Annotated in this window: 22 protein-coding genes; 8 read left to right on the top strand and 14 right to left on the bottom strand. The window is 73.7% G+C overall.

All coding sequences use genetic code 11. The features are described from left to right. Positions 1 to 135: 135 nt before the first annotated feature. Both BIU94_RS11130 and BIU94_RS11125 read left to right on the top strand, forming a co-directional pair. Positions 136 to 1,749 carry a DEAD/DEAH box helicase gene (locus tag BIU94_RS11130; RefSeq protein ID WP_071259614.1) on the top strand — a complete coding sequence of 538 codons (1,614 nt, stop codon included), beginning with the start codon at positions 136 to 138 and terminating at the stop codon, positions 1,747 to 1,749. A 129-nt stretch (positions 1,750 to 1,878) separates the two neighbouring features. Further along, positions 1,879 to 2,082 carry a CsbD family protein gene (locus tag BIU94_RS11125; protein ID WP_071259590.1) on the top strand — a complete coding sequence of 68 codons (204 nt, stop codon included), beginning with the start codon at positions 1,879 to 1,881 and terminating at the stop codon, positions 2,080 to 2,082. 79 nt (positions 2,083 to 2,161) lie between these two features. On the opposite strand, the gene BIU94_RS11120 is transcribed toward BIU94_RS11125, so the two are convergent. After that, positions 2,162 to 2,716, bottom strand: coding sequence for an NUDIX hydrolase family protein (locus BIU94_RS11120; RefSeq protein WP_071259587.1), 555 nt, complete (start codon positions 2,714 to 2,716; stop codon positions 2,162 to 2,164). 74 nt (positions 2,717 to 2,790) lie between these two features. On the opposite strand from BIU94_RS11120, the gene BIU94_RS11115 reads away from it, so the two are divergent. Continuing rightward, positions 2,791 to 3,408, top strand: a complete 618-nt coding sequence (locus tag BIU94_RS11115) for an alpha/beta hydrolase (protein WP_254782953.1) — start codon at positions 2,791 to 2,793, stop codon at positions 3,406 to 3,408. A 156-nt stretch (positions 3,409 to 3,564) separates the two neighbouring features. Here BIU94_RS11115 and BIU94_RS11110 read toward each other — a convergent pair whose 3' ends face one another. Beyond that, positions 3,565 to 4,203, bottom strand: a complete 639-nt coding sequence (locus BIU94_RS11110) for a PadR family transcriptional regulator (protein ID WP_071259580.1) — start codon at positions 4,201 to 4,203, stop codon at positions 3,565 to 3,567. A gap of 169 nt (positions 4,204 to 4,372) precedes the next feature. On the opposite strand from BIU94_RS11110, the gene BIU94_RS11105 reads away from it, so the two are divergent. Together BIU94_RS11105 and BIU94_RS11100 are read left to right on the top strand one after the other, a co-directional pair. Further along, complete coding sequence (locus BIU94_RS11105) at positions 4,373 to 9,127, top strand: ATP-dependent helicase (protein WP_071259577.1); 4,755 nt, start codon at positions 4,373 to 4,375, stop codon at positions 9,125 to 9,127. Beyond that, positions 9,120 to 9,899 (top strand): DNA-formamidopyrimidine glycosylase family protein, encoded by a 780-nt coding sequence (locus BIU94_RS11100; RefSeq protein WP_071259574.1) that lies wholly within the window; start codon positions 9,120 to 9,122, stop codon positions 9,897 to 9,899. The genes BIU94_RS11105 and BIU94_RS11100 overlap by 8 nt, the downstream gene beginning before the upstream one ends. Positions 9,900 to 9,921: 22 nt before the next feature. On the opposite strand, the gene BIU94_RS11095 is transcribed toward BIU94_RS11100, so the two are convergent. Further along, positions 9,922 to 10,959, bottom strand: a complete 1,038-nt coding sequence (locus tag BIU94_RS11095; protein ID WP_071259570.1) for an aldo/keto reductase — start codon at positions 10,957 to 10,959, stop codon at positions 9,922 to 9,924. A gap of 114 nt (positions 10,960 to 11,073) precedes the next feature. On the opposite strand from BIU94_RS11095, the gene BIU94_RS11090 reads away from it, so the two are divergent. Continuing rightward, complete coding sequence (locus BIU94_RS11090; protein WP_071259567.1) at positions 11,074 to 11,619, top strand: TetR/AcrR family transcriptional regulator; 546 nt, start codon at positions 11,074 to 11,076, stop codon at positions 11,617 to 11,619. On the opposite strand, the gene BIU94_RS11085 is transcribed toward BIU94_RS11090, so the two are convergent. Beyond that, positions 11,616 to 12,545, bottom strand: coding sequence for a LysR family transcriptional regulator ArgP (locus tag BIU94_RS11085; protein ID WP_071259564.1), 930 nt, complete (start codon positions 12,543 to 12,545; stop codon positions 11,616 to 11,618). The two genes, BIU94_RS11090 and BIU94_RS11085, sit on opposite strands and share 4 nt — an antisense overlap. A gap of 69 nt (positions 12,546 to 12,614) precedes the next feature. Between BIU94_RS11085 and BIU94_RS11080 the strand changes: the two genes are divergently transcribed. Next, positions 12,615 to 13,379, top strand: a complete 765-nt coding sequence (locus BIU94_RS11080; protein WP_254782954.1) for a LysE/ArgO family amino acid transporter — start codon at positions 12,615 to 12,617, stop codon at positions 13,377 to 13,379. Between the two features lie 126 nt (positions 13,380 to 13,505). On the opposite strand, the gene BIU94_RS11075 is transcribed toward BIU94_RS11080, so the two are convergent. The 5 genes from BIU94_RS11075 to BIU94_RS11055 all read right to left on the bottom strand — a co-directional run bounded on the left by BIU94_RS11075 (position 13,506) and on the right by BIU94_RS11055 (position 19,151). Then, on the bottom strand, positions 13,506 to 14,981 hold the full coding sequence (locus BIU94_RS11075; protein ID WP_071259561.1) for an APC family permease: 1,476 nt from the start codon (positions 14,979 to 14,981) through the stop codon (positions 13,506 to 13,508). A gap of 205 nt (positions 14,982 to 15,186) precedes the next feature. Beyond that, on the bottom strand, positions 15,187 to 16,059 hold the full coding sequence (locus BIU94_RS11070) for a hypothetical protein (protein ID WP_083404756.1): 873 nt from the start codon (positions 16,057 to 16,059) through the stop codon (positions 15,187 to 15,189). 18 nt (positions 16,060 to 16,077) lie between these two features. Next, the gene (locus tag BIU94_RS11065; RefSeq protein ID WP_071259554.1) at positions 16,078 to 16,899 is read right to left on the bottom strand and encodes an alpha/beta fold hydrolase; all 822 of its coding nucleotides are present in this window, start codon (positions 16,897 to 16,899) and stop codon (positions 16,078 to 16,080) included. 177 nt (positions 16,900 to 17,076) lie between these two features. After that, positions 17,077 to 17,589 carry a methylated-DNA--[protein]-cysteine S-methyltransferase gene (locus tag BIU94_RS11060; RefSeq protein WP_071259551.1) on the bottom strand — a complete coding sequence of 171 codons (513 nt, stop codon included), beginning with the start codon at positions 17,587 to 17,589 and terminating at the stop codon, positions 17,077 to 17,079. Then, the gene (locus tag BIU94_RS11055) at positions 17,586 to 19,151 is read right to left on the bottom strand and encodes a DNA-3-methyladenine glycosylase 2 family protein (protein WP_071259548.1); all 1,566 of its coding nucleotides are present in this window, start codon (positions 19,149 to 19,151) and stop codon (positions 17,586 to 17,588) included. The genes BIU94_RS11060 and BIU94_RS11055 overlap by 4 nt, the downstream gene beginning before the upstream one ends. 113 nt (positions 19,152 to 19,264) lie before the next feature. Between BIU94_RS11055 and BIU94_RS11050 the strand changes: the two genes are divergently transcribed. Next, positions 19,265 to 19,843, top strand: a complete 579-nt coding sequence (locus BIU94_RS11050; protein ID WP_083404755.1) for a molybdenum cofactor biosysynthesis protein — start codon at positions 19,265 to 19,267, stop codon at positions 19,841 to 19,843. Positions 19,844 to 19,858: 15 nt separating this feature from the next. Here BIU94_RS11050 and BIU94_RS11045 read toward each other — a convergent pair whose 3' ends face one another. From BIU94_RS11045 to folE, 5 genes are all read right to left on the bottom strand, one after another. Then, positions 19,859 to 20,401, bottom strand: a complete 543-nt coding sequence (locus BIU94_RS11045) for a type 1 glutamine amidotransferase domain-containing protein (protein ID WP_071259545.1) — start codon at positions 20,399 to 20,401, stop codon at positions 19,859 to 19,861. 117 nt (positions 20,402 to 20,518) lie between these two features. Further along, positions 20,519 to 21,172, bottom strand: a complete 654-nt coding sequence (locus BIU94_RS11040) for an HAD-IA family hydrolase (protein WP_071259542.1) — start codon at positions 21,170 to 21,172, stop codon at positions 20,519 to 20,521. Positions 21,173 to 21,291: 119 nt separating this feature from the next. Beyond that, positions 21,292 to 22,029 (bottom strand): pyrimidine reductase family protein, encoded by a 738-nt coding sequence (locus BIU94_RS11035; protein ID WP_071259539.1) that lies wholly within the window; start codon positions 22,027 to 22,029, stop codon positions 21,292 to 21,294. Then, the gene (folP, locus tag BIU94_RS11030) at positions 22,026 to 22,928 is read right to left on the bottom strand and encodes a dihydropteroate synthase (RefSeq protein WP_071259536.1); all 903 of its coding nucleotides are present in this window, start codon (positions 22,926 to 22,928) and stop codon (positions 22,026 to 22,028) included. The genes BIU94_RS11035 and folP overlap by 4 nt, the downstream gene beginning before the upstream one ends. Continuing rightward, the gene (gene folE / locus BIU94_RS11025; RefSeq protein ID WP_071259533.1) at positions 22,925 to 23,542 is read right to left on the bottom strand and encodes a GTP cyclohydrolase I; all 618 of its coding nucleotides are present in this window, start codon (positions 23,540 to 23,542) and stop codon (positions 22,925 to 22,927) included. The genes folP and folE overlap by 4 nt, the downstream gene beginning before the upstream one ends. Positions 23,543 to 23,615 lie beyond the last annotated feature (73 nt).

Raw genomic sequence — 23,615 nt, 5'->3', positions numbered from 1 at the left:
TCGAGCACCTCACGAAGGTGCCCAGGCTTCTCTGCTGCGGCGACTGCGCCAGCCACCTCCGTTGGCGCGCATCCCGCCCGCGCGCTGCCTCGCAAGTGCGCCCACAGCCGGACCCCTCCGGCTCGAAAGGTCACCATGACCACCGAAGACATCCGTTTCTCCGACCTCGGCGTCCCCGCGCCGATGGCCGACGTCCTCGCACAGCAGGGCAAGGAGACCGCGTTCCCGATCCAGGCGGACACGCTCCCCGACTCCCTGCAGGGCAAGGACGTCCTCGGCCGCGGTCGCACCGGCTCCGGCAAGACGATCGCCTTCGCGATCCCGCTCGCCGCCCGCCTCGCCGCCAGCGGCCGCAAGCGCCGCGCCGGTCGCCCCCGCGCCCTGGTGCTCGCCCCCACCCGTGAGCTCGCGACCCAGATCGACGCGACCCTCGCTCCCCTCGCCAAGGCGATGGGCCTCAACACCACGACGATCTTCGGCGGTGTCGGGCAGGGCCGTCAGGTCGACGCCCTCCGCGGCGGCGTCGACGTCGTCGTGGCGTGCCCGGGTCGTCTCGCCGACCTCATGCAGCAGGGCCACGTGCACCTGGACGACATCGAGGTCACCGTCCTCGACGAGGCCGACCACATGGCCGACATGGGCTTCCTGCCCGGCGTCACCAAGATCATGCAGGCCACGCCGACGAAGGGGCAGCGCCTGCTGTTCTCGGCGACGCTCGACAACGGCGTGGACAAGCTCGTCAAGAAGTTCCTGCACGACCCGGTGATGCACTCGGTCGACGACGAGACCAGCCCGGTCGAGGCGATGACGCACCACCTGTTCGAGGTCGCCGACGCCGACGCCAAGAAGCAGCTCGTCACGACGCTCGCCTCGGGCACCGGCCGCCGCATCCTCTTCATGCGCACGAAGCACCACGCCAAGCGCCTCGCCAAGCAGCTCACCAGTCAGGGCATCCCGGCGGTCGACCTGCAGGGCAACCTGTCCCAGGGCGCCCGTGAGCGGAACCTCGCGAAGTTCTCGTCCGGCGAGGCCCTCGTCCTCGTCGCCACCGACGTCGCCGCCCGCGGTGTGCACGTCGACCACGTCGAGCTCGTCGTGCACGTCGACCCGCCGACCGAGCACAAGGCGTACCTGCACCGCTCCGGCCGCACCGCTCGTGCCGGCTCGTCCGGCGACGTCGTCACGGTGACGATGCCCGCCGAGCGTCGGGACGTCGCGCAGATGATGCGCGCCGCAGCGATCTCCGTCCAGCCGCAGCGCGTCACCGCCGAGTCGCCCGCCGTCACCACCCTGGTCGGCGAGGTCGCCCCGGTCCGCCACGTGGCCGAGGAGCCCGTGCAGCAGCAGCGCCAGCCCCGCCAGCGTTCCGCCGAGTCCGCCGGTGACGGCGCCGGTCGTCGCCGTGGTCGCGGCGGTCGGTCGGGAGGCGCGGGGCAGCCCGCGCGCGCCGGCTCGGCCACCGAGCCCGCCGGTACCGCCGGCGGCCGTCAGGGTCGTCCGGCCCGCGGCACCCGGTCCGAGGGCGCCGGTCGCTCGGGCGCCCCGGCCGCCGGTTCGACGGGTGGTCGTCGCGGCGGCGGTGCCCGTCGCTCGGGCAGCAGCGACGTCGTGCGCGGTGGCTCGTCGGCCGTCTGGTCCTCGGACGGCGGCTACGCCGCCGGCCGTGGCGCCGGCAACGAGTCGGGCGGCAACCGTCGCGGGAACTCGCGCCGCGCCTCCCGTCCGGCCGGTGCCGCCGACCGCCACTGACCCGTTCGACCGGCCTCGGCGAACCTTGACGTGCGCTGCGAAGCGGCGCACGTCACCGGGTACCTTCCAGGGCACCGGATGCCGCGCGAGCGGCTGACGGGGAAACGTCAGCTACTGGAAGGAGTGCCCATGGCAGGCATCGAAGACATCAAGAACGCCGCCGAGAAGGCGGCCGGCAAGGTCAAGGAAGCCGTCGGCAACGCGACCGACAACGACCGCCTCAAGGCCGAGGGCCAGACCGACCAGGGCAAGGCCTCGGCGAAGCAGGGCGTCACGGACGTCAAGGACGCCGCACACGGCGTCGCCGACAGCTTCAAGAACGACAACAAGTAAGCCGGTCCCGCACCGCGCTGCGAAGCCCCCGGATCCGATCGGATCCGGGGGCTTCGTCGTGTCGGGTCCAGGGGACCGGTCAGGGCAACGCGCCGACCGAGGCCAGGCCGGCACGGAGCAGTGCACCACGGCCGCCCTCCATCTCGTTGGCGACCGCGTCCGAGGCGGCCTCCATCGGGCTCATCCAGGTGAGCTCGAGGGCGTCCTGGCGCGGCTCGCACGTGCCCGTGACCGGGACGACGTACGCGAGCGAGATCGCGTGCTGGCGCTCGTCGGTGTAGACCGAGGCGCCCGGCAGCGGGAAGTACTCGGCGACGGTGAACGGGGTCGGGCTCGACGGCAGCTGCGGGAACGCCATCGGACCGAGGTCCTTCTCGAGGTGCCGGAACAGGGCGGTGCGGATGGACTCGCCGAACATCACGCGGCCGGAGACGAGCGTGCGGGCGATCGAACCGCTCGGGGAGACCCGCAGGAGCACGCCCACCTCGGTCACGACGCCGAGACCGTCGGTGCGGACCGGGACGGCCTCGACGTAGCAGATCGGCAGCCGGCGTCGGACGGTCGCGAGTTCCTCGTCGGACAGCCAGCCGGAACCGGAGTCGGGATCGGGGTCGGGGGTTCGCAGCGTGGCCATGCACCGTGTCTACCAGGGCCGGCGGCGAGTTCGGCGCACGGCGCGGGCACCTGTGGACGGTTAGCGTGGTCACCGTGATCGATGCGGACGTGGTGCGGTGGACCAGACCGGAGTCGGAACGGGCCGGGACGCCCCTGCTCGTGGCCATGCACGGGGTCGGGTCGGACGAGCAGGACCTGCTCGGCCTCGCACCCGCACTGCCGCCGGCCTGGACGGTCGCGTCGCTGCGCGCCCCGATGCCGTGGGGTCAGGGGTTCAGCTGGTACCCGCTCGGGACGCAGGGCTCCCCCGCGCTCGCGCCGGTGGACGACGCCGTCGCCGGGGTGCTCCGCTGGGTCGACGCCGTCGCCGCCGACCACCCGAGGATCGGACTGCTCGGCTTCTCGCAGGGCGGTTCGATGGCGCTCCAGCTCCTGCGTGCCCGGCCCGCGGGCTTCGCCTTCGCAGTGTCGCTGTCCGGGTTCGTGGTGCCCGGCGTCACCGACGCACGGGACGAGGCCGTGGCAGCCGTCCGGCCGCGCGTGTTCCTCGGGCACGGCGACCTCGATCCGGTGATCCCGGTCGAGGCCACCGCGCGCACGCAGGCGTGGGCGGTGACGCACACCGACGTGACCGACCGGACGTACGCGGGCCTGCCGCACGCGGTGTCGGCGGCGGAGCTGGCGGACGTGGCCGCGTTCATCGGGGCGTAGTCGGCGCGCTCGGCGCGCTCGAGGCGCTCGAGGTGCTCGAGGCGCTCGAGGCGCTCGGTGAGCAGGAACGGTCGGGTCCGGTGTGCGGACTCGACCGTTGCTGCTCACGATGTGGACGGGAGGCGCGGGGTGGGCCGCCACCGTGCCTGCTGTCCGTCAGTCGGCGAGGATCTGCAGCAGGTCCTTGCGGAGCTGGTCGATCTTGGCGGTGGCGGCCTTCGCCTGCTCCTCCGTCGCGCTGGTGCGGTACATGTGCAGGACGCCCATGGTCTTCCGGAGCGCCTCGACGAACTCGCGCGACGAGTCCGGCAGGCCCGGCGCGTCGAAGGCCGCGGCGATGTCGTCCGCCTTGGCCTGCGCCTCGGCCCTGCCCGCGTCGGTGAGCTCGAAGAGCGTCTTCCGGCCGTCGCCCGTCGAGACGACGAGGTCCTCGTCCACCAGCTGCTGGAGCGTCGGGTAGACCGAGCCGGGGCTCGGCTTCCAGGCGCCGTCGGTGCGTTCGGCGATGGTCTTGATGACGGCGTAGCCGTTCTGCGGGCCCTCGGCCAGCAGGCCGAGGATCGCGAGGCGGACGTCGCCGCGGCGACGGCGTTCCCGGCCGAAGCCGGGACCGCCGAACCCCGGACCGCCGAAGCCGGGTCCGAATCCGGGGCCGAAGCCGCGACCGAAGCCGCCGCGTCCGCCGTGGTCGTGGTCGCCGCGGTCGCGGCCGGGGAAGCCGGCGCCGTGGTGGTGCCGCGCGCCGCCGAAGTGGGGGCCGCGCGGGTGCTGGTCGGTGTCGAAGTGGTCGTGCATGGGTCGCATGGTGCGTCCTTCCGTCGTGCTGAGTCGGCTCGCGGACGGTGTGACAGGATCGTCTTCGTCGTATCGCGATGTCTCAACGATAGATCGTTACCTATCGCTTCGTCAAGGGGTACGTCCGCACGGGCCGCTGTCGGTGGTGACGGGCAGGATGGGTCGGACCATGACGGACGTCTTCGAGCGCTTCTCCCCCGCCACCGCCGAGTGGTTCCGCGGCGCCTTCGACGCCCCCACCCCGGCGCAGGCCGGCGCATGGGACGCCGTCTCCACGGGGCAGCACGCGCTCGTCATCGCCCCGACGGGCTCCGGCAAGACCCTGGCGTCGTTCCTGTGGTCGATCGACCGGCTCATCAGCGCGACGGACCGCCCGCCGGCGAAGCAGCGCACGCGCGTGCTCTACGTCTCCCCGCTCAAGGCCCTCGGTGTCGACGTCGAACGCAACCTGCGCAGCCCGCTCGTCGGGATCACCCAGACCGCGCGACGCCTCGGACTCGAACCCCCGGACGTCACCGTCGGCGTCCGGAGCGGTGACACCCCGTCGTCCGACCGGCAGAAGCTGCTGCGACAGCCGCCGGACATCCTCATCACGACCCCCGAGTCCCTCTACCTGATGCTCACGTCGCAGGCGCGCGAGACGCTGGTCAACGTGGACACCGTCATCGTCGACGAGGTCCACGCCGTCGCGTCGACCAAGCGCGGCGCCCACCTCGCCGTCTCGCTGGAACGCCTCGACGACCTGCTCGAGAAGCCCGTGCAGCGCATCGGGCTGTCCGCGACCGTCCGCCCGGCAGAAGAGGTCGCCCGCTTCCTCGGTGGCCGCGCCCCGGTGACGATCATCGCGCCGCCGGCCCAGAAGACCTTCGACCTGCGTGTGGTCGTGCCGGTCGACGACATGACCGAGCTCGGCGCACCGCCCGTCGGCGCCGACGCCACCGACGCGCCGACGAACGGCTCGATCTGGCCCCACGTCGAGGAACGCGTGGTCGACCTCATCGAGGAACACCGGTCGACCATCGTGTTCGCGAACTCGCGGCGACTGGCCGAGCGGTTGACCGCGCGGCTCAACGAGATCCACGAGGAACGCGTGCTCGCGGCCGCAGCACCGACAGAGGCCGCAGCGTCCCTCGTGCCGGCGGGTGGTCCGTCGGCCGGTGGCGGCCGTCCGCAGTCCCCCGCGCGGACGTCGGCGCACGCCGTCGCTCCGCAACGGCCGCCCGCGCAGCTCATCGGTGCGTCCGGGCAGACGGGCGGCGGCGGGTCCGACGCCACGGTCCCCGCGCTCGCCCGCGCCCACCACGGCTCGGTGTCGAAGGACCAGCGCGCCATCATCGAGGACGACCTGAAGTCCGGACGACTGCGGTGCGTGGTCGCCACGAGCTCGCTCGAACTCGGCATCGACATGGGCGAGGTCGACCTCGTCGTGCAGGTCGAGGCGCCGCCGTCCGTCGCCAGCGGGCTGCAGCGCGTCGGCCGCGCCGGCCACCAGGTCGGCGAGATCTCCCGAGGCGTGCTGTTCCCGAAGCACCGCGCCGACCTCGTCAACAGCGCGGTCACCGTCGAGCGGATGGTCTCCGGGCAGATCGAGTCGATCTCGGTCCCCGCCAACCCGCTCGACGTCCTCGCCCAGCACACCGTCGCCGCCGGGGCGATCGACACCGTCGACGTCGAGCACTGGTTCGACCTGGTCCGCCGCAGCGCCCCCTTCAGCGGACTCCCGCGTTCGGCGTTCGACGCCACGCTCGACCTGGTGACCGGCCGCTACCCGAGCGACGAGTTCGCCGAACTCCGCCCGCGGCTGGTCTGGGACCGCGTGCACGGCACCCTGACCGGCCGGCCAGGGGCCCAGCGGCTCGCGGTGACGAGCGGCGGCACCATCCCCGACCGCGGCATGTTCGGGGTGTTCATGGTGGGCGAGAAGGCGTCCCGCGTCGGCGAGCTCGACGAGGAGATGGTCTACGAGTCCCGCGTCGGCGACGTCTTCGCACTCGGTGCGACGAGCTGGCGGATCGAGGAGATCACGCACGACCGCGTCATCGTCAGCCCCGCCTTCGGGCAGCCCGGTCGGGTGCCCTTCTGGAAGGGCGACGGCATCGGCCGCCCCGCCGAGCTCGGGCGTGCGACGGGGGCCTTCGTGCGCGAGGTCGAGGGCGCCTCGGACGACGACGCCCGTGCCCGGGTCGCGGCGGGCGGCCTCGACGAGCGCGCCGTCACGAACCTGCTGACCTTCCTGCGTGACCAGCGCGTCGCCACCGGGCACGTGCCGAACGACACCACGCTCGTGGTCGAACGGTTCCGCGACGAACTCGGCGACTGGCGGCTCATCCTGCACTCGCCGTACGGCATGCAGGTGCACGCACCGTGGGCGCTCGCGGTCGGTGCCCGGTTGCACGAGCGGCACGGCATCGACGGCGACGCCATGGCCGCCGACGACGGCATCGTCGTCCGGATCCCCGAGACCGACGCCGAACCCCCCGGCGCCGACCTGTTCGTGTTCGAGCGCGACGACCTCGAAGCCCTGGTCACCGACGAGGTCGGCGGCTCGGCACTCTTCGCGGCCCGGTTCCGCGAGTGCGCGGCGCGTGCGCTCCTGCTGCCGCGCCGGAACCCGGGGCAGCGGTCGCCGCTCTGGCAGCAGCGGCAACGGGCCTCGCAGCTGCTCGAGGTCGCCCGCAAGTACCCGACGTTCCCGATCGTGCTCGAGACCGTGCGCGAGGTCCTGCAGGACGTGTACGACGTGCCGGCCCTGCTCGGCATCGCGGACGAGATCGCGGGCCGCCGCATCCGCCTGGTCGAGACCGAGACCGAGACCCCGTCGCCCTTCGCCCGGTCGATCCTGTTCGGGTACGTCGCGGCGTTCATGTACGAGGGCGACTCGCCCCTGGCCGAGCGACGGGCCGCGGCGCTGTCGCTCGACTCCACCCTGCTCGGCGAGCTGCTCGGCCGCGCCGAACTGCGCGAGCTGCTCGACCCCGCCGTCATCGCGTCCGTCGAGCAGGACCTGCAACGGCTCTCGCCCGACCGTCGCGCCCGCGACGCCGAGGGGCTCGTCGACGTGCTGCGCCTGGTCGGGGCGCTGGAGCTGTCCGAGGCCGTGGACCGCAGCTGGCTCTCCGACGCCCCGGACCGCGCGGCGGCCGAGACCGAGGTCCGCGAGACCCTCACCGCCCTGGAACGCGACCGCCGCGTCCTGTCGTTCTCGCACGCCGGGTCGACCCGGTGGGCCGTGATCGAGGACGCCTCCCGACTCCGCGATGCCCTCGGCGTGCCCCTGCCGATCGGGGTGCCGACGGCGTTCGTGGAACCCGTCGCCGACCCCCTCGGCGACCTGATCGGCCGGTACGCCCGCTCGCACGGGCCCTTCTCGGCGCAGGACGCCGCGGGACGGCTCGGGCTCGGCATCGCCGTCGTGCAGGACACCCTGCGCTGGCTCGTCGCCGACCGCCGGGTGGTCGAGGGCGAGTTCCGACCCGACCGCCAGGGCGCCGAGTGGTGCGACTCCGAGGTCCTCCGCCGGATCCGCACCAAGTCGCTCGCCGCCCTCCGCCACGAGGTCGAGCCGGTCTCACCGGACACGCTCGCCCGCTTCCTGCCGGCATGGCAGCACGTGCAGGCCCCCGGCACCCGCGGCGGCCTGCGCGGCGTCGACGGCGTGCTGCAGGTCGTCGACCAGCTCGCCGGCGTCGCGCTGCCGGCCAGCGCGTGGGAGACCCTGGTGCTGCCGACCCGTGTGACCGACTACTCGACGAGCATGCTCGACGAGCTCACCGCCACGGGCGAGGTCCTCTGGTCCGGCGGCGGCACCCTGCCCGGCAACGACGGGTGGGTGCGCCTGCACCTGGCCGAGTCCGCCGCGACGACGCTCGCCGAGCCCTCCGGCGACGAGACGACCGAGCTGCAGCGCGACGTGCTCGGCGCCCTGGCCGGCGGCGGCGCGTACTTCTTCCGACAGCTCGGACAGGCCGTCGGCAGCACCGACGACAAGGCACTGACCACCGCCCTGTGGGACCTCGTCTGGGCCGGGCAGATCACGAACGACACCTTCGCGCCGCTCCGCGCCATGCTCGGCGGTGCGGCGAAGAGCACGAGCACGCCCCGGGCACGGGCCTACCGCGGTCGTCGCCGTCCGACCCTGCCGACGCAGTCCGGACCGCCGTCCGTCGGCGGCCGCTGGTCGCTGCTGCCCCTGGCCGAGTCCGACTCGACGCTGCGCGCCGCCGCGACCGCCGAACAACTGCTCGAGCGCTACGGCGTCGTGACCCGCGGGGCCGTGCAGGTCGAGGGGGTCCGGGGCGGGTTCGCCGGCGTCTACCGGGTGCTCTCCCGGTTCGAGGAGTCCGGCCGGGCCCGCCGCGGGTACTTCATCGAGGGACTCGGGGCGGCGCAGTTCGCGACCGGTCCGACCATCGACCGGCTGCGCACCTACGCCCGTGACCTCGACGACGACGAACGCACCGACCCGGACCGGAAGCGCGAGGCACTGACGCTCGCGGCGACCGACCCCGCGAACCCCTTCGGAGCGTCGCTGCCGTGGCCGACGGATGCGCCGACGGGCGACACCGACGACACCGACGGCTCCGGCGGCTCCGGCGGCTCTGGCGGCTCTGCGGGCGGCGACGACGTCGGGACGAAGGCTCGCGGTCACCGCCCCGGTCGCAAGGCCGGCGCCCTGGTGACGACGGTCGACGGTCGACTCGCGGTCTACGTCGAGCGCGGCGGCAAGTCCGTGCTGACGTTCACCGACGACCCGGCGGACCTCGCGGTCGCGGCCGCGTCGATCGCGACGACCGTGCGGACCGGGCTGCGGAAGCTCGCCGTGGAACGGGTCGACGGCGACTTCGTCCTCGAGACCCCGCTCGGCGGCGCACTGCGCGAGGCCGGGTTCACCGCCACCCCGCAGGGACTCCGGCTCCGTGCCTGAGGGCGACACCGTCTACCGAGCGGCACGTCGGTTGCACGCCGCGCTCGCGGGCAAGGTGCTGACGCGCAGCGACTTCCGCGTGCCCGCGTTCGCGACGGTCGACCTGGTCGGCCGGACCGTCGACGAGGTCGTGCCCCGCGGCAAGCACCTGCTCCACCGGATCGGTGATCTCACCGTGCACTCGCACCTCAAGATGGAGGGGCGGTGGGACGTGTACGCCCCCGGTGACCGCTGGCGACGACCAGCGCACCAGGCCCGTGCGGTCCTCGACGCCGCGGACGTCTCCACCGTCGGCTTCACGCTCGGCGTGCTCGAGATCGTGCCGCGCGACCGCGAGTCCGAGGTCGTCGGGCACCTCGGACCGGACCTGCTCGGACCCGACTGGGACGCCGACCTGGCACGCGAGAACCTGCTGCGGGACCCGTCCCGCCCGGTCGGACTCGCCCTGCTCGACCAGCGGGTGCTCGCCGGGCTCGGCAACGTGTACCGGAACGAGCTCTGCTTCCTGCGCGGTGTGCTGCCGACGCGCCCCGTGAGCGAGGTCCCCGACCCGGCGCGGACGATCGCGCTCGCGAGCCGGCTCATCACGGCGAACCGCGACCGCAGCAACCGGGTGACCACCGGCGTCGACCGCCCCGGGCGGCGGTTCTGGGTCTACGGACGGGCCGGCAAGCCGTGCCTGCGGTGCGGCACCCCGGTCCGGCACGGCGAGCTCGGGGACTCGGAACTCACCCTGCGGGACACCTACTGGTGCCCGCGCTGCCAGACCTGACCGGCAGCGCGGGCTGTCGCGGTCAGGCGCTCGCGGGTCGGTCCGCGACCGTGCGACGGCGCAGCGCAGGGTCGAGGACGGCCGGCGGGTCGTACTGCTGGTCGAGCCGACCGACGTCGGACCCGGGCGGCACGATGGCGTCGATCCGGTCGAGCACCTCGTCCGACAGCACGACGTCGGCGCCCGCGAGCAGATCGTCGAGCTGCTCCATCGACCGCGGGCCGATCAGGGCACTCGTGACCCCGGGGTGCGCGATCGCGAACGCCATCGCGAGGTGGGTCATCCGGATCCCCGTCTCCTCGGACAGGGCCACCACCTGCTCGACCGCGTCGATGCGCCGCTCGTCGCTGTTGTGCCGGAACATGCCGACACGGGCGAGGTCGCTCTCCTGCCCCTTGCGGAACCGGCCGGTCAGCATGCCGCCCGCCAGCGGGCTCCAGACGAGCGCCCCCATGCCGTAGCGCTGGACGACGGGGAGCACCTCGCGCTCGATGCCGCGGTTGAGGATCGAGTACGTCGGCTGCTCCGTGCGGAAGCGCTCGAGACCGCGGCGCTCCGACGTCCACTGCGCCTCGACCTGCATCGAGGCCGGGAAGTCCGACGACCCGATCGCCCGCACCTTGCCGCTCCGCACCAGGTCGGTGAGCGCGGACAGGGTCTCCTCGAGGTCGACGGTGTCGTCCGGGCGGTGCGCCTGGTACAGGTCGATGTGGTCGGTCCGCAGGCGGCGGAGCGAGTCCTCGACCGCGGTCGTGATCCACCGTCGCGAGTTCCCGCGGCGGTTCGGGTCGTCGCCCATCGGCCCGTTGAACTTCGTCGCGATGACGACGTCGTCGCGACGGCCTGCCAGCGCCTTCCCGACGAGGGACTCCGACCCGCCCTGCGAGTAACGGTCGGCGGTGTCGATGAAGTTGATGCCGGCGTCGAGGGCCCGGTGGACGATCCGGATCGAGTCCTGTTCGTCGCCGTTGCCGATGCGGCCGTCGGTGCCGAGCATCATGGCGCCGAGGGCGAAGGGGCTCACCTGGATGCCGGTGCGGCCGAGGGTGCGGTACTGCATGTGCGTGCCTCCTGTCGGTGGCGTTCCGCGGGTCGGTACCGTATCGTGGCACCAAGTGGAACACCCTTCCGGAAGGATACGGAAGGGCTTTCCGTTTCCGCAAGAGGAGGATCCGTGCGCGCCGACGCCCGTCGCAACGCCGACGCCCTGACCGACGCCGCGAAGGCGGTCTTCGCCAGCGACGGCGTCGACGCCCCGGCGAAGGTGATCGCCGATCGAGCCGGAGTCGGCGTCGGGACGCTGTACCGACACTTCCCCCAGCGCTCGGACCTCGTCGTCGCGGTCTTCCAGCAGGCGGTGGACGCCTGCGCCGCCGCCGCTCCGGAGCTCGCCGCCACCCACGCACCCGACGAGGCCCTCGCCCGCTGGCTGCAGCGGTTCACGGAGTTCGTCGCCACGAAGCGGGGCCTCGCCGCAGCCCTGCACTCCGGCGACCCGGCGTTCGAGGCGCTCCCCGACTACTTCCTCGCACACCTCGGCGGCGCACTCGCCGGCCTGCTCGCCGCCGCGGCCGACGCCGGGACGATCCGCGCCGACGTCGACGCCCCACAGCTCCTGCACGCCGTCGCGAACCTGTGCCACGGCGCACCCACCGCCGAACAGAGCCTGCTCATGGTGGGGCTGCTCGTGGACGGCCTCCGCTACCGCGCGACGGTCTAGGCGCCCGCGACCCGTCGCCCCCGTGGCGGGTGCAGCCGGTCGGCCGCCGTCGCCCGGACCGCCTCGGACACCCGCTCGAGCAGCGGTGACGCCAGGTTCCACCGCTGCCACCACAGCGCCACGTCGGCCTGCCGCCCCGGCGCCAGCTCGACGAGGTCCCCGCGCGCGATCGCTCCGAGGCACTGCGCCTCGGGCAGCAACCCCCAGCCGAAGCCGAGAGCGACGGCACGGGCGAAGTCGGCCGAGGTGGGCACGAAGTGGCGCGGGCCACCCGGTGCGTGGCCGAGGACCTGGCGCAGGTAGCCCTGCTGCAGGTCGTCGTCGCGGTCGTAGTCGACGAGCGGGACCTCGTCGAGCCGTCGCAGCATCCGCCGCTCGGTCCCGGTGTCGCCGAGGTACCGCTGGACGAACGCGGGCGAGGCGACGGCCCGGTACCGGTCGATGCCGAGCGGCACCGAGGAGCAGCCCTGCACCGGGTCCGCCTCGGCCGTGACCGCGCCCATCACCGTGCCGGCGCGCAGGAGCTCGGCGGTGCGGTCCTGGTCCTCCCGGTGCAGGTCGAAGACGACCTCGGTGTCGGCGCGGACCAGGGCGAGGGCGTCGAGGAACCAGGTGCCGAGCGAGTCGGCGTTCACCGCGAGGGGGATCGACGGCACGACGGACCCGCCGTCGCCGAGGGCCCGGGCGGTCTCCTCGTCGAGGAGTCGGGCCTGCCGCGCGTGCCGGAGGACCACCTCGCCGTCGGCGGTCGGCCGCACCGGGGTGGTGCGCTGCAGGAGCACCCGGCCGAGCTGCTGCTCCATCGACTTGATGCGCTGCGACACCGCGGAGGGGGTGACCGCCAGCGCGCGAGCCGCGGCGTCGAGGGTGCCGTGGTCGACGGCGGCGAGGAGCGTCTCGAGGTGGTCGCGCTGCAGCCGGAGCATGCAGCTGAGCTTACGGCGCTGCAGGAACGTGAGCTGGTCTACACACGATCACGCCCCTATGGTCGGAGCGTGATCCCCCTGCTCTCCGGCCTCGGCACCGGCCTGGCCCTCATCGTCGCGATCGGCGTGCAGAACACGTACCTGCTCCGGCTCGCGGTGGGTGCCGGGCTCCGTGTCGTGGCCGCGGCGGTCGTGGTGTGCGCGGCCTCGGACGCCGTGCTCATCGTCGCCGGAGTCCTCGGGGTCGGGGCGGTGGTCGAGCGGTTCCCGGCCGCGGTCGTGGTGATCCGGCTCGTGGGCGCTGCGTTCCTGGTGACGTACGGGGTGCTGGCGGCACGGCGGGCACTGCGCCCCTCGGGCGACGCGATGCGCGTGGGGTCCGAGGCGGCCGACGACGGCGTGCCAGCGGTGACGGCGCCCGCGTCCGCCGCGCCCGTGGACGGGCATCGCGCCCCGACTCATCCGGGCGCGGTGCCCGTGCGGGGGCGCGACGCGGGTGCGCCCCGAGCAGCGGCTGCCGCCGACCGGCGCGACCGGGACGTGACCGTGCGGACGGCCGTCCTCACCATGCTCGTCTTCACGTGGGCGAACCCGCACGTGTACCTGGACACGCTGGTGTTCCTCGGATCGGTCGCGAACCAGCAGGGCGTCGACGACCGCTGGCTGTGGACCGTCGGCGCCGTCGCGGCGAGCTGTCTCTGGTTCGCCGCCATCGGGTTCGGTGGACGGCTGCTCCGGCCGTTGTTCGCGAGGCCGGGGACCTGGCGGGTGTTCGACGGCCTGGTCGCCGTCGTGATGCTCACCTTCGGCGTCCTGCTGCTCGTCGGCCTCTAGGAGGCAGGCCACCGCACCCCCGGCGGGCCACCACACCGTGAAACGGACACAGCACCACGCAACCGCGCGGTGCTGTGTCCGGAACCTGGTTCCGGCGGGGACGGGACGTGGCGTGACGGAACGGACCTACTGCATGCCCTGGCCGACGCGGCTGTGGCGGCGGCTGTACCCGAAGTAGATCGCGAAGCCGATGACGAGCCAGACGACGAACCGGAGCCACGTCTCGACCTCGAGGTTGAGCATGAGCCAGAAGCACAGCACCGCCGAGATGATCGGCAGGACCGGCGACCACGGCACCCGGAAGGCCCGCGGGGCGTCGGGCCGCGACTTCCGCAGCACGACGATGCCGATCGACACCAGGACGAACGCGGACAGCGTGCCGATGTTGATCATGCCCTCGAGCTTGTCGACAGCGGTGAACCCGGCGAGCAGTGCGACCACGACGCCGGCGACGACCTGCACGCGGACCGGGGTCTGCGTCTTCGCGTTGGTCTTCGAGAACCAGCGGGGCAGCAGGCCGTCGCGGCTCATCGAGAAGACGATGCGGGACAGACCGAGCAGCAGCACCATGACGACGGTGGTCAGGCCGATGAGCGAGCCGATCGCGATGATGCCGGCGGCCCAGGGCAGCCCGACGATGTCGAACGCCGAGGCCAGGGACGGCGCCTTCTCCTCTGCCAGGCGCTGGTACGAGACCATGCCGGTGATGACGATGCTGACGCCGACGTAGAGCAGGGTCACGATGCCGAGGCCGATGAAGATGCCGCGGGGCAGGGTCTTCTGCGGGTTCTCGGTCTCCTCGGCGCTCGTCGCGACGACGTCGAAGCCGATGAAGGCGAAGAACACCAGGGACGCCGCGGCGAGCAGGCCGAAGACGCCGTACTGCGCGGGCTCCGAGCCGGTGAACCAGGACACGAGCGACTGGGTCCAGACGCTGCCCTCCGAACCACGGGCGGGTGAGGCCGGCGGGATGAAGGGCGTGAAGTTCGCGGCCTTGACGAAGAACGCGCCGGCGACGATGACGAACACGACGATCGCGACCTTGATGACCGTGATGACCGCCGACACCCGCGACGACAGGCGGGTGCCGAAGGCCAGGAGCACCGTGAAGATCCCGACGATCAGGACCGGACCCCAGGTGAACGGGATCGGGCCGAGCTGGATCGTGCTCGGCAGGGTCACGCCGAAGACGTCGAACGCGGTGCTGAGGTAGATGCCCCAGTACTTCGCGATCACGGCGCTGGCGGTGAGGGTCTCGAGGATGAGGTCCCACCCGACGATCCAGGCGAGCAGCTCGCCCATCGTCGCGTACGTGAACGTGTACGCGGAGCCGGCGACCGGGATCGTCGAGGCGAACTCGGCGTAGCACATGATCGCCAGGCCGCAGGTGACGGCGGCGAGCAGGAACGAGATGATGACGCCGGGCCCTGCGAAGTTCGCGGCGGCGTTCGCGCCGACCGAGAAGATGCCGGCGCCGACGGCGACCGCGATGCCCATCGCGGCGATGTCGAACGTCCGGAGGGAGCGTTTCAGGGACCTGCCCTGCTCCTCGGAGTCGGCCAGACTGGCCTCGATCGACTTGATGCGGAGCTTCGGTGCCATGGGGTGGTTCCCGTCATCGACTGGGCGGCGGACCTCGGAAGGGTACTGGTGTACCACCGCGTCACGCAAAGCGTCCGCCCGGACGGTGCGGTCCCGGGAACCCGGTGCCGACCGCGACACCGCGGGACCGCAGGACCGCAGGCAGGACGGCCGGGAGGCGCGGTGCGGCTCCGACGTCCGACTCCCGGCCCGGCGGCGGGTCGGTTCAGCGGGCCGCTCGCCAGTCCGCCAGGAAGCGTGCGCCCGCCTCGTCGTGGATGACGCCGTCCGGCGCCGTGAGCACCGGGTACGGCGTCGCCGGGACACCGTCGGCGGGACGGACGTCGACGTGCGCGACCTCGTGGCCGTTCGCGTGCAGCCAGTCCGCCATGGCGTAGTCGCTGCGCGAGTCCCCCATCGTGCGCCAGGCCGTCGGCAGGTCGCCGTCCTGCGCCAGGAGCTCGAGCGACCGCTCCGCGCCGAGGTCCTTGCCGCTGCGGTCCGACTCGACGTCGGTGGAGATGATGGTCGGGTCGATGCGCCACTGCACCGCACCGTCGGCATCGGGGCGGACGTCGTCGAGGCGGCGCACGCCGAGGCCACGACGCTCGAGCGCAGCCATCGCCTTCGCGTCGAACTCGGCCTGGCGGGCGAGGTAGGTGGCGTTCGGCACCTCGACGCGCTGCTCGATCGAGACCATCGCGTGCTTCGTCTCGTCGAAGAACACCAGGTCGGCGTACTCGGCGCGCACGAGGTCGCGCATCTCGTCGGCGAAGTCCCGCGGGAGCGCGAGGTCCTCGGCGACGGTCAGCTCGCCCATCCCGCCGTCGTACTGCGGACCGATCGAGCACCACACGGCGCCCTTCTCACACACGGCGTGCACGCGGCCGCCCTCGGCGAGGCCACCCGCGAGCAGCGGGCCGACGACCTCGCTCCGGATGAACGCGTCGCTCCGACCCGTGTTGAAGACGACGGGGATGCCCTCGGCGGCCAGGGCGACGATGTCGTCGACGATGCTCGGGATCGCGATGGTGCGCGAGACCGGGCTCGCGATGGGTCCGTCGACGTCGAGCAGGAGACCGAGGCGGGGTGCGTTCACCCCTCCATCCTCTCGCAGTCAGCTGCTCGGCGAGCCGACCCGGGCGAGGAACGCGTCGAGCATCTGACCGACGGCCGCGGGGTCGGGGACGTGGCCCTGCCCGGCGACCTCGGTGTACTCGGACCCGGGCACGGCCCCGACGACGGCGCGTGCCGCCCGACGCATCCACTCGAGGCTGTCCGACCCCGCGGCGACGAGCACCGGCACGCCGACGGCCGAGGCCACGCGCTCCGGGATCGCCAGACCGTTCATGACCCGGACGTCGCGGCCGAGCACGTGCGCGTCGGCCACGAGCGACCGCCAGAGCCCGCTCCGCAGGCGCAGCGCCGAGATCTGTCCCATCGGCACCCCGAGGACGTGCGCGAGGAAGGCGCGCACCGCCTGGGCACGGCGACCGGCGGCGACGTGCTCGTCGAGCAGGTCGGCGAACACCACGTCGTCGGCGTGTGGGTCGACGCTCGCCCGGTACGGCGGTTCGTACAGCACGGCTGCGTCGATCGGCACACCGGCGGCGAGGGCGCGCAGGACCACACCGGCGCCGACGCAGATGCCGAGCGCGGACACCGGGCCGTCGACGCTCGCCACGACGGCGGCGAGGTCCTGGACCTCGCGGTCGACCGACCACGGCCGGGTGTCCCCGCTCGCCCCGCGGCCACGGCGGTCGTAGGTGATGACGCGGTAGCGGTCGCGCAGGGCGGTCGTGACCCGTCCGAGGTAGTGGCTGTCCCGGTGGTCGAAGGCGCCGGCGAGCACGACGAGCGCCGGCCCGGTCCCCGAGTCGGTGACGGCGATGACGGTCCCGTCGGCGGAGACGACGGTGCGGTCGACGTGCTGGTCCATGGTGTCCTTGCGAGGTGGGTCGACGGCGCTGCGTCGGGTCCTCGGGTCGGACCGTGCGGGTCGGTCCGTTCATCGTGACAGCGGAGCGCTCCCACGTCGACACCCGCAACCAGGGGGAAGGGCGGAACGGTCGGTCTGCCACCGCGGCCCCGGGCGGCGCTCCGGTGGCCGGCCGGCTCAGACGAGCGCAGAGGTGCCGACCGATTCCCGCTCGAGCAGGGAGCGCTTGACGTCGAGCCCCCACGCGAAGCCGCCGAGGGTGCCGTCCGAGCGGAGGACCCGGTGGCACGGCACGAACAGGGCCGGGGCGTTCCGTGCGCACACGCTCGCGGCGGCGCGGACGGCGTCCGGTCGGCCCATCGCCGCCGCGAAGCCGGTGTACGTCAGGGTCGTGCCGGCCGGGATGCGGCGCAACTGGCGCCAGCCCTCGGCGAAGAGCTCGGTGCCGAACTGCCGCACCGGCACCTGCATCGCGTGCTCGACGTCGCCGTCGTAGAAGGCGTCGACCGCCCCGGCCGAGGCGACCCGGCCCACGGTGACGTGCTGGGGCCGGTGCCGGTCGGCGATGCGGCCGAGGACGCGGTCGACCGAGTCGGTCCACCCCGAGGCGAGCACGCGCCCCTCGGTGTCCTCGAGCACGGTGAAGGGTCCGTCGGGGGTGTCCAGGGTCTGGATGGTCGCGTGGGTCATCGTTCGTCCTTCCGGGAGTCGGTGGGGCGCACGGCTGCCGCGGCCATCGCGCGGTCGATGACCGGTCGCCAGCAGTGCATCGTCAGGTAGCTCCGCCAGGGCGCCACCTGCTCCGACCATAGGGAGAGCTCGCGCGCCGTTCCGGGCAGGCCGAGGACCTGTGCACCGTTCCGCACCGCGAGGTCGCTGTGGAGGAGGATGTCCGGGTGGTGCCGCACCCGCAGCGCCACCGAGTCGGCGGTCCACGGTCCGATGCCCTTCACGGCGAGCAGCCCGGCGCGGAGCTCGTCGACCGACTGCGCCGCGTCGACGACGAGCGACCCGTCGGCGAGCGCCGCGGTCACGCGCAGGATCGTGTCCACCCGCGCCGCGGGACCGCGCAGGACCTCGGCGCCCCGTTCCGCGATCACGGCCGCCGACGGGAACAGCACCGCGTCGGGTGCGACGGCCGGGTCGACGGGGCTGCCGAGCGCCGCGACGAGCCGGCCCTGCGCCGTGCGGGCCGCCGCGACGGAGACCTGCTGCCCGATGAGGGTGCGCACCACCAGCTCGTGCGCGTCCACCACCCCGGGCAGCCGGATGCCCGGCACGCGGGCCACGGCCTCGGCGAGCTCGGGGACCGACCCGAGGACGGCGTCGACGGCGACCGGGTCGGCGTCGAGGTCGAAGGCGGCACGGACCCGCGCGACGAGTGCGGGCAGGTCCGACAGGTCGGTGACCCGGACCCGCAGGTCGATGCCGGTGCCGCGACCCGACGCCGTGGACCCGGCCGTCCCGGGGACCGCAGCCGTCGCGGTGAAGCGGGCCGGGCCTCCTGGCAGGGAGAGCACCCGACCGTAGGAGGTGACCCGGCCGGCCGGGTCGAGCCCCACCTGCTCCGTGCCCGGCAGCGCGTGCAGCGCGTGCCAGTCGAGCAGGCCCTGCGCGTCGAAGGGCTCGCGGGCGGGCAGGTGCACGTGCAGGTCCCCGTCGGGGGTCGCGCGCGTGGTGCGCCGGGCGCGGAGCTCGGTCGGGGTGACGGCGAAGACCTCGCGGACGGTGTCGTTGAACTGCCGGACGCTCGTGAACCCCGCGGCGAAGGCGACGTCGGCGACGGGCAGGTCGGACGAGGTGAGCAGCGTGCGTGCGGTCTGCGCGCGGTGCGCCCGGCTGAGCGCCTTCGGGCCGGCACCGAGCTCGGCGGTCATGATCCGGTTGAGCTGTCGCTCGGAGTAGCCGAGGCGGGCGGCGAGGCCCGGAACGCCGTCCCGTTCGACGACGCCGTCGAGCACGAGGCGCATGGCGCGTCCGGCGACGTCCTCGCGCAGGTCCCACTCGGGGCTGCCCGGCGTGGCCTCGGGCAGGCACCGCTTGCACGCACGGAAGCCGGCGAGGTGTGCCGCGGCGCTCGTGCGGTAGAAGGTGACGCCGGCCTCGCTCGGGGTCCTGGCGGGGCAGGACGGCCGGCAGTAGATGCCGGTCGAGTGCACGGCCGTGACGAACTGGCCGTCGAACCGGGCGTCGCGCGAGGCGACGACGCGGTGCCGTTCGGCGTGCAGCGGGTCGGTGACGGGGGTGGACACCGGTCCAGCGTGGCACGCACCACCGACGCGGTTCTGGCGGGAATCGGACGGGGCAGTGCGGGTCGCGTCAGGAGCGGGGCGGTCGACCGGGAGGCCCGACTAGCGTTGGGCGGGTGAGTTCCGGAGACGACGCGGCCGGTCCCGGCGACCTGCCGTACGCCACCGAGGTCGAGGTCGCGCTGCTCCTGGTGTCACGGCGGCACCGGTACCTGGGGCGGCCGTCGGACGGCGCCGAACCGGTGCTGCCGACCGATCCGGACGAGCGCCGCGACCGTGTCGAGCTGCGCGCGGGCCTCGGGATCGTCGGGGACCGGTACTTCGCCTCGCGGGCGCACGTGCACGCGTCCGTGACGGTGATCGGCCTGGAGTCGCTCGAGGCCGTCGGCGCCGAGCTCGGGGTACCGGTGGACCCGGTCGCGACCCGGCGGAACGTGTTCCTGCGCGGGGCCGACGTCGAGGCGCTCCGCGGGGAGCCGTTCTCGCTGACGAGCACGGCCGACGGGTCGGTCCCGGTGCTGTTCCGGGGTCACCGGCCGGCGAACCCCTGCGCCTGGATGGACCACGAGGTGGCGCCGGGGGCGTTCCGGGCGATGCGCGGACGGGGCGGCGTGCGGTGCGACCCCGAGTCCGACGGTGTGCTCACCCTCGGACCCGCGGTGCTCCGCACGACCCGCCCCGTCGCGCTGCGCTGACCGGCGGGTGCGGTCCTACGCGGTGAGGACGCGCTCGATGCCGTCGACGAAGGCGGGCAGGTCGTCGGGGTTGCGAGAGGTGACGAAGCCGTCGGCGACCTGGACCTCCTGGTCCACCCACTCCGCGCCGGCGTTGCGGACGTCGGTCTGGAGCGACGGGTACGAGGTGATCGTCTTGCCGGTGAGGACACCGGCCTCGATGAGGGTCCACGGACCGTGGCAGATCGCGGCGACGGGCTTGCCCGCCTCGACGAACGACTTCACGAGCGCGACGGCCTGGCCGTCGGTGCGCAGGGTGTCCGCGTTGATGGTGCCGCCGGGGACGACGAGTGCGTCGTAGTCCGCCGCCGTGACACCGTCGATGGTGGTGTCGACGTCGACCGACTTGCCCGGGTCCTTGTCGCCGACGAGGGTCGCGATCGAGCCGGACTCCTGCGCCGCGACCGTCACGGTCGCACCGCGCTCGCGCAGCTGGTCGGTGGGGACGACGATCTCGTCCTGCTCCACGCCGTAGTTCGTCGCGATGACGAGGATCTTCTTGCCGTCGAGGGCTGCCATGGTCGCTCCTTCCGCGGCCCGGTGGTTCCGGCCGCACTTCCTGCGCGGTCGGTGTCCCGGCCGCTCGTCCAGGGTCGTCGCCGACGGCTGGGCACGTCCGCAGGACGGAGCCGACGTTCAGCCTCGGATGCGGAAAGCGGCCCCGTCGGCCGTCACGGTGATGCCGTCGTACCCCGGCACGCGGTGCAACCCGGCCGTGACGTCCGACTCGTGCCCGCCCACCACGACGGTCGTCGCACCGGAGGCGATCGCGGACTCGAGCCCGGCCGGCGCGTCCTCGAAGGCGACGCAGTCGGCGGCGTCGACGCCGAGCAGGGCGGCGCCGCGCAGGTAGCCGTCGGGGTGCGGCTTGCCGTGCTCGACGTCCTCCGAGGGCACGAACGCCGGCGGCATCGTCAGCCCGGCGGCGGCCATCCGCCCGACGGCGAGGTCGCGGGGCGCGCTCGTCACGAGCGCCACGGGCACGCCGGCCGCGAGGAGCCGCTCGACGAACGCCGCGGCGCCCGGGATCTCGGCGATGCCCTCGGTGTCGGCGCTCTCCTCGTCGACCAGGCGGGCGGCGATGCGCAGCTGCTCGTCGGTGTCCAGGTCGGGCAGGAAGCGCTGGATCGTGCTGATCGCCTGGCGGCCGTGCGAGAACGCGAGGATCTCGGCGGGGTCGATGCCGTGCTCCTCGGCGAAGCGCGTCCAGGTCGCCTCGACCACCGCGGTCGAGTCCACCAGGGTCCCGTCCATGTCGAAGAGGACCCCGGACGCCACGATGTCGATCACACGCCCGACCCTAGCGCCCGCGTGTCCGACGGGCCCGGGGCGGTGTCGAGTGAGCAGGAGACGTCGGGTCGAGCGGGCCGGGGCGACGTCTCCTGCTCACTCGGTGCCCGAACGGCCCGTCAGCGTGCGCGGACCCACCGCGTCAACAGCACCCCGCCCTCGCCGAGCAGCACGTGTGCCGGCCGCATCCGCCGCAGCTCGGGCGATGACCCTGTCGCGATGCGGGGTCCGGCGCCGCCCTCGAGGGACGGGTCGATCGTCAGGGTCAGCTCGTCGACGGCGTCCGCGGCGACGAGCGCCCCGAGGAACGACGGACCGCCCTCGCAGTGGATGCTCCCGAGCCCACGGGCGGCCAGCGCGCCGAGCACCGCGGCGACGTCGACGGACGGAGCCCCGCACGCCACGACGTCGGCGACCTCGGCCAGGGCACGACCGGACGACGACGCCGCGCCGGACGCCGACGTCAGGACGACCGGCCGCACCGGTGCCTCGGTGAAGACCCGCGAGGACGCGTCGAGCGACGCCGAGTTCGTCACGATCGCGAAGACGGGGTGGTCGGACAGGCCGCGCGCCCGCCGCCAGGCGACGTCGGCGTCGTGCAGGACCATCGGGCCGTAGCCCTCGTCACGGACGGTGCCGGCGGCGACGAGCACGACGTCGGCCACCCGGCGGAGCAGGTCGAACACACGCAGGTCGTCGGCACCACCGAGCGCACCCGTCCGGCCCGCCGCGGTCGCCGACCCGTCGAGGGTCGCGACGAAGTTGACGCGGAGCCAGCGGTCGCCGACGCCGTCGGTGTAGAGCGCGAGCAGGTCGTCGTCCGACAGGTCGGCGACGGACGGGGGCAGCGGGTTCACGTGTTGTGCCTCGACTCCACCGGTGCCCGCCAGCCGAGCGTCGCCTCGACCATGCGCATCGCGTCGACGCTCTCGGCGACGTCGTGCATCCGGACGATCCGGGCGCCGAGCACCGCACTGAGGGTGGCGACGGCGAGCGACCCGGCGAGGCGCTCGCCACGGGGGCGGCCGAGCGACTCCCCCACGAAGTCCTTGTTCGACACCGCCGCGAGCACGGGGTAGCCGAGTGCGACGACCTCGGGCAACCGCCGGGTCAGTTCGAGCGTGTGCACCGTGTTCTTGTTGAGGTCGTGGCCGGGGTCGACGACGATCCGGGACTCCGGGATCCCCGCGGCGAGCGCCCGGTCGACCCGCTCGCGCAGGAACCCGACGACGGACGCGGTGACGTCGTCGTACCGGGGCGGCGCGGCGAGCGGACGGCGCGGTTCGGCGGTCGAGTGCGTGATGACGACCGTCGCCTCGGAGTCGGCGACCACGTCCGCCATCCGCGGGTCGCGGAGTCCGGTCGTGTCGTTGACGACGCTCGCGCCGGCGGCGATCGCCGCGGCCGCGACCTCGGGTCGGAAGGTGTCGACGCTGATCGTGACGTCGGACTCCTGGGCGAGCTGCCGCACGACGGGCACGACGCGGTCGATCTCGTCGGCCGCGGGGAGCTCGGGCCCCGGCGCGAACTTCACCCCGCCGATGTCGACCCAGTCCGCACCCTGCTCCGCCGCGCGCACGGCCGCCGCGACCGCACGGTCGAGCGCGAACGTCGCGCCGCGGTCGTGGAACGAGTCGGGCGTCCGGTTCACGATCGCCATGACGGCGATGCGGTGGTCGAAGTCGACGGTCCGCCGTCCGATCGTGCGGACCGGGTCGCGCAGTTCGGGGACGACCCACCCGGGCGGGCTCGTCACGCGTCCGCCCCCGGCTCGGCGGCCGGCGGCGTGGCCGACCCGGCACCGATGAGCGCGATCGCCTCGGCCCGTTCCGCGGCGCCGGCCAGCGTGCCGTTCGCCGCGACCGTCACGGTCGTCGAGCTGTTCTGGCGCTCCCCGCGGCTCGTGACGCACTGGTGCTGTGCGTCGAGGACCACGAGCACGCCCGCTGCGCCGAGGCCCTCGGCGATGGTCGCCGCGACCTGTTCGCCGAGCCGTTCCTGCAGCTGCGGGCGGGAGGCCACCGCGTCGAGCACGCGCGACAGGGTGCCGAGGCCGATGAGCCGCTCGCCCGGGGCGTACGCCAGGTGCGCGACCCCGAGGAACGGCAGCAGGTGGTGCTCGCAGACCGAGCGGAACCGGATGCCGCGGACGACGACGAGCCGACCGCGCTCCCCGTCCTCGGCGTGCACCGTGCCGTCGCGGGCGATCGCGACCGCGTCCGTGCCGATGCCGCTGAAGAACTCGGCGTACGAGTCGGCGACCCGGGACGGCGTGCGCACCAGCTCGGGGCGGTCGGGGTCCTCGCCGACGGCGAGCAGGAGTTCGCGCACCGCGGCCTCGACGCGGGCGCGGTCCAGGGGAGACGTCACCCGCTCATCCAACACCAGCCGCGCGCCGTGGACGCGAGCGGCCGCCCGCCATGACGTCCCCGGGGACGCGCGC

Origin of the sequence: Curtobacterium sp. MMLR14_006 (genome assembly GCF_001864985.1) — a bacterium.
Lineage (GTDB): Bacteria > Actinomycetota > Actinomycetes > Actinomycetales > Microbacteriaceae > Curtobacterium.
Note: the sequence above shows the minus strand (reverse complement) of the source record. Positions and strands in the feature narration are given on the sequence as shown.

Excerpts from the sequence above, each read along its gene's own strand:
- BIU94_RS11130 (WP_071259614.1), top strand. The coding sequence starts at position 136 with ATGACCACCGAAGACATCCGTTTCTCCGACCTCGGCGTCCCCGCGCCG.
- BIU94_RS11125 (WP_071259590.1), top strand. The coding sequence starts at position 1,879 with ATGGCAGGCATCGAAGACATCAAGAACGCCGCCGAGAAGGCGGCCGGC.
- BIU94_RS11120 (WP_071259587.1), bottom strand. The coding sequence starts at position 2,716 with ATGGCCACGCTGCGAACCCCCGACCCCGATCCCGACTCCGGTTCCGGC.
- BIU94_RS11110 (WP_071259580.1), bottom strand. The coding sequence starts at position 4,203 with ATGCACGACCACTTCGACACCGACCAGCACCCGCGCGGCCCCCACTTC.
- BIU94_RS11105 (WP_071259577.1), top strand. The coding sequence starts at position 4,373 with ATGACGGACGTCTTCGAGCGCTTCTCCCCCGCCACCGCCGAGTGGTTC.
- BIU94_RS11095 (WP_071259570.1), bottom strand. The coding sequence starts at position 10,959 with ATGCAGTACCGCACCCTCGGCCGCACCGGCATCCAGGTGAGCCCCTTC.
- BIU94_RS11085 (WP_071259564.1), bottom strand. The coding sequence starts at position 12,545 with ATGCTCCGGCTGCAGCGCGACCACCTCGAGACGCTCCTCGCCGCCGTC.
- BIU94_RS11075 (WP_071259561.1), bottom strand. The coding sequence starts at position 14,981 with ATGGCACCGAAGCTCCGCATCAAGTCGATCGAGGCCAGTCTGGCCGAC.
- BIU94_RS11065 (WP_071259554.1), bottom strand. The coding sequence starts at position 16,899 with ATGGACCAGCACGTCGACCGCACCGTCGTCTCCGCCGACGGGACCGTC.
- BIU94_RS11060 (WP_071259551.1), bottom strand. The coding sequence starts at position 17,589 with ATGACCCACGCGACCATCCAGACCCTGGACACCCCCGACGGACCCTTC.
- BIU94_RS11045 (WP_071259545.1), bottom strand. The coding sequence starts at position 20,401 with ATGGCAGCCCTCGACGGCAAGAAGATCCTCGTCATCGCGACGAACTAC.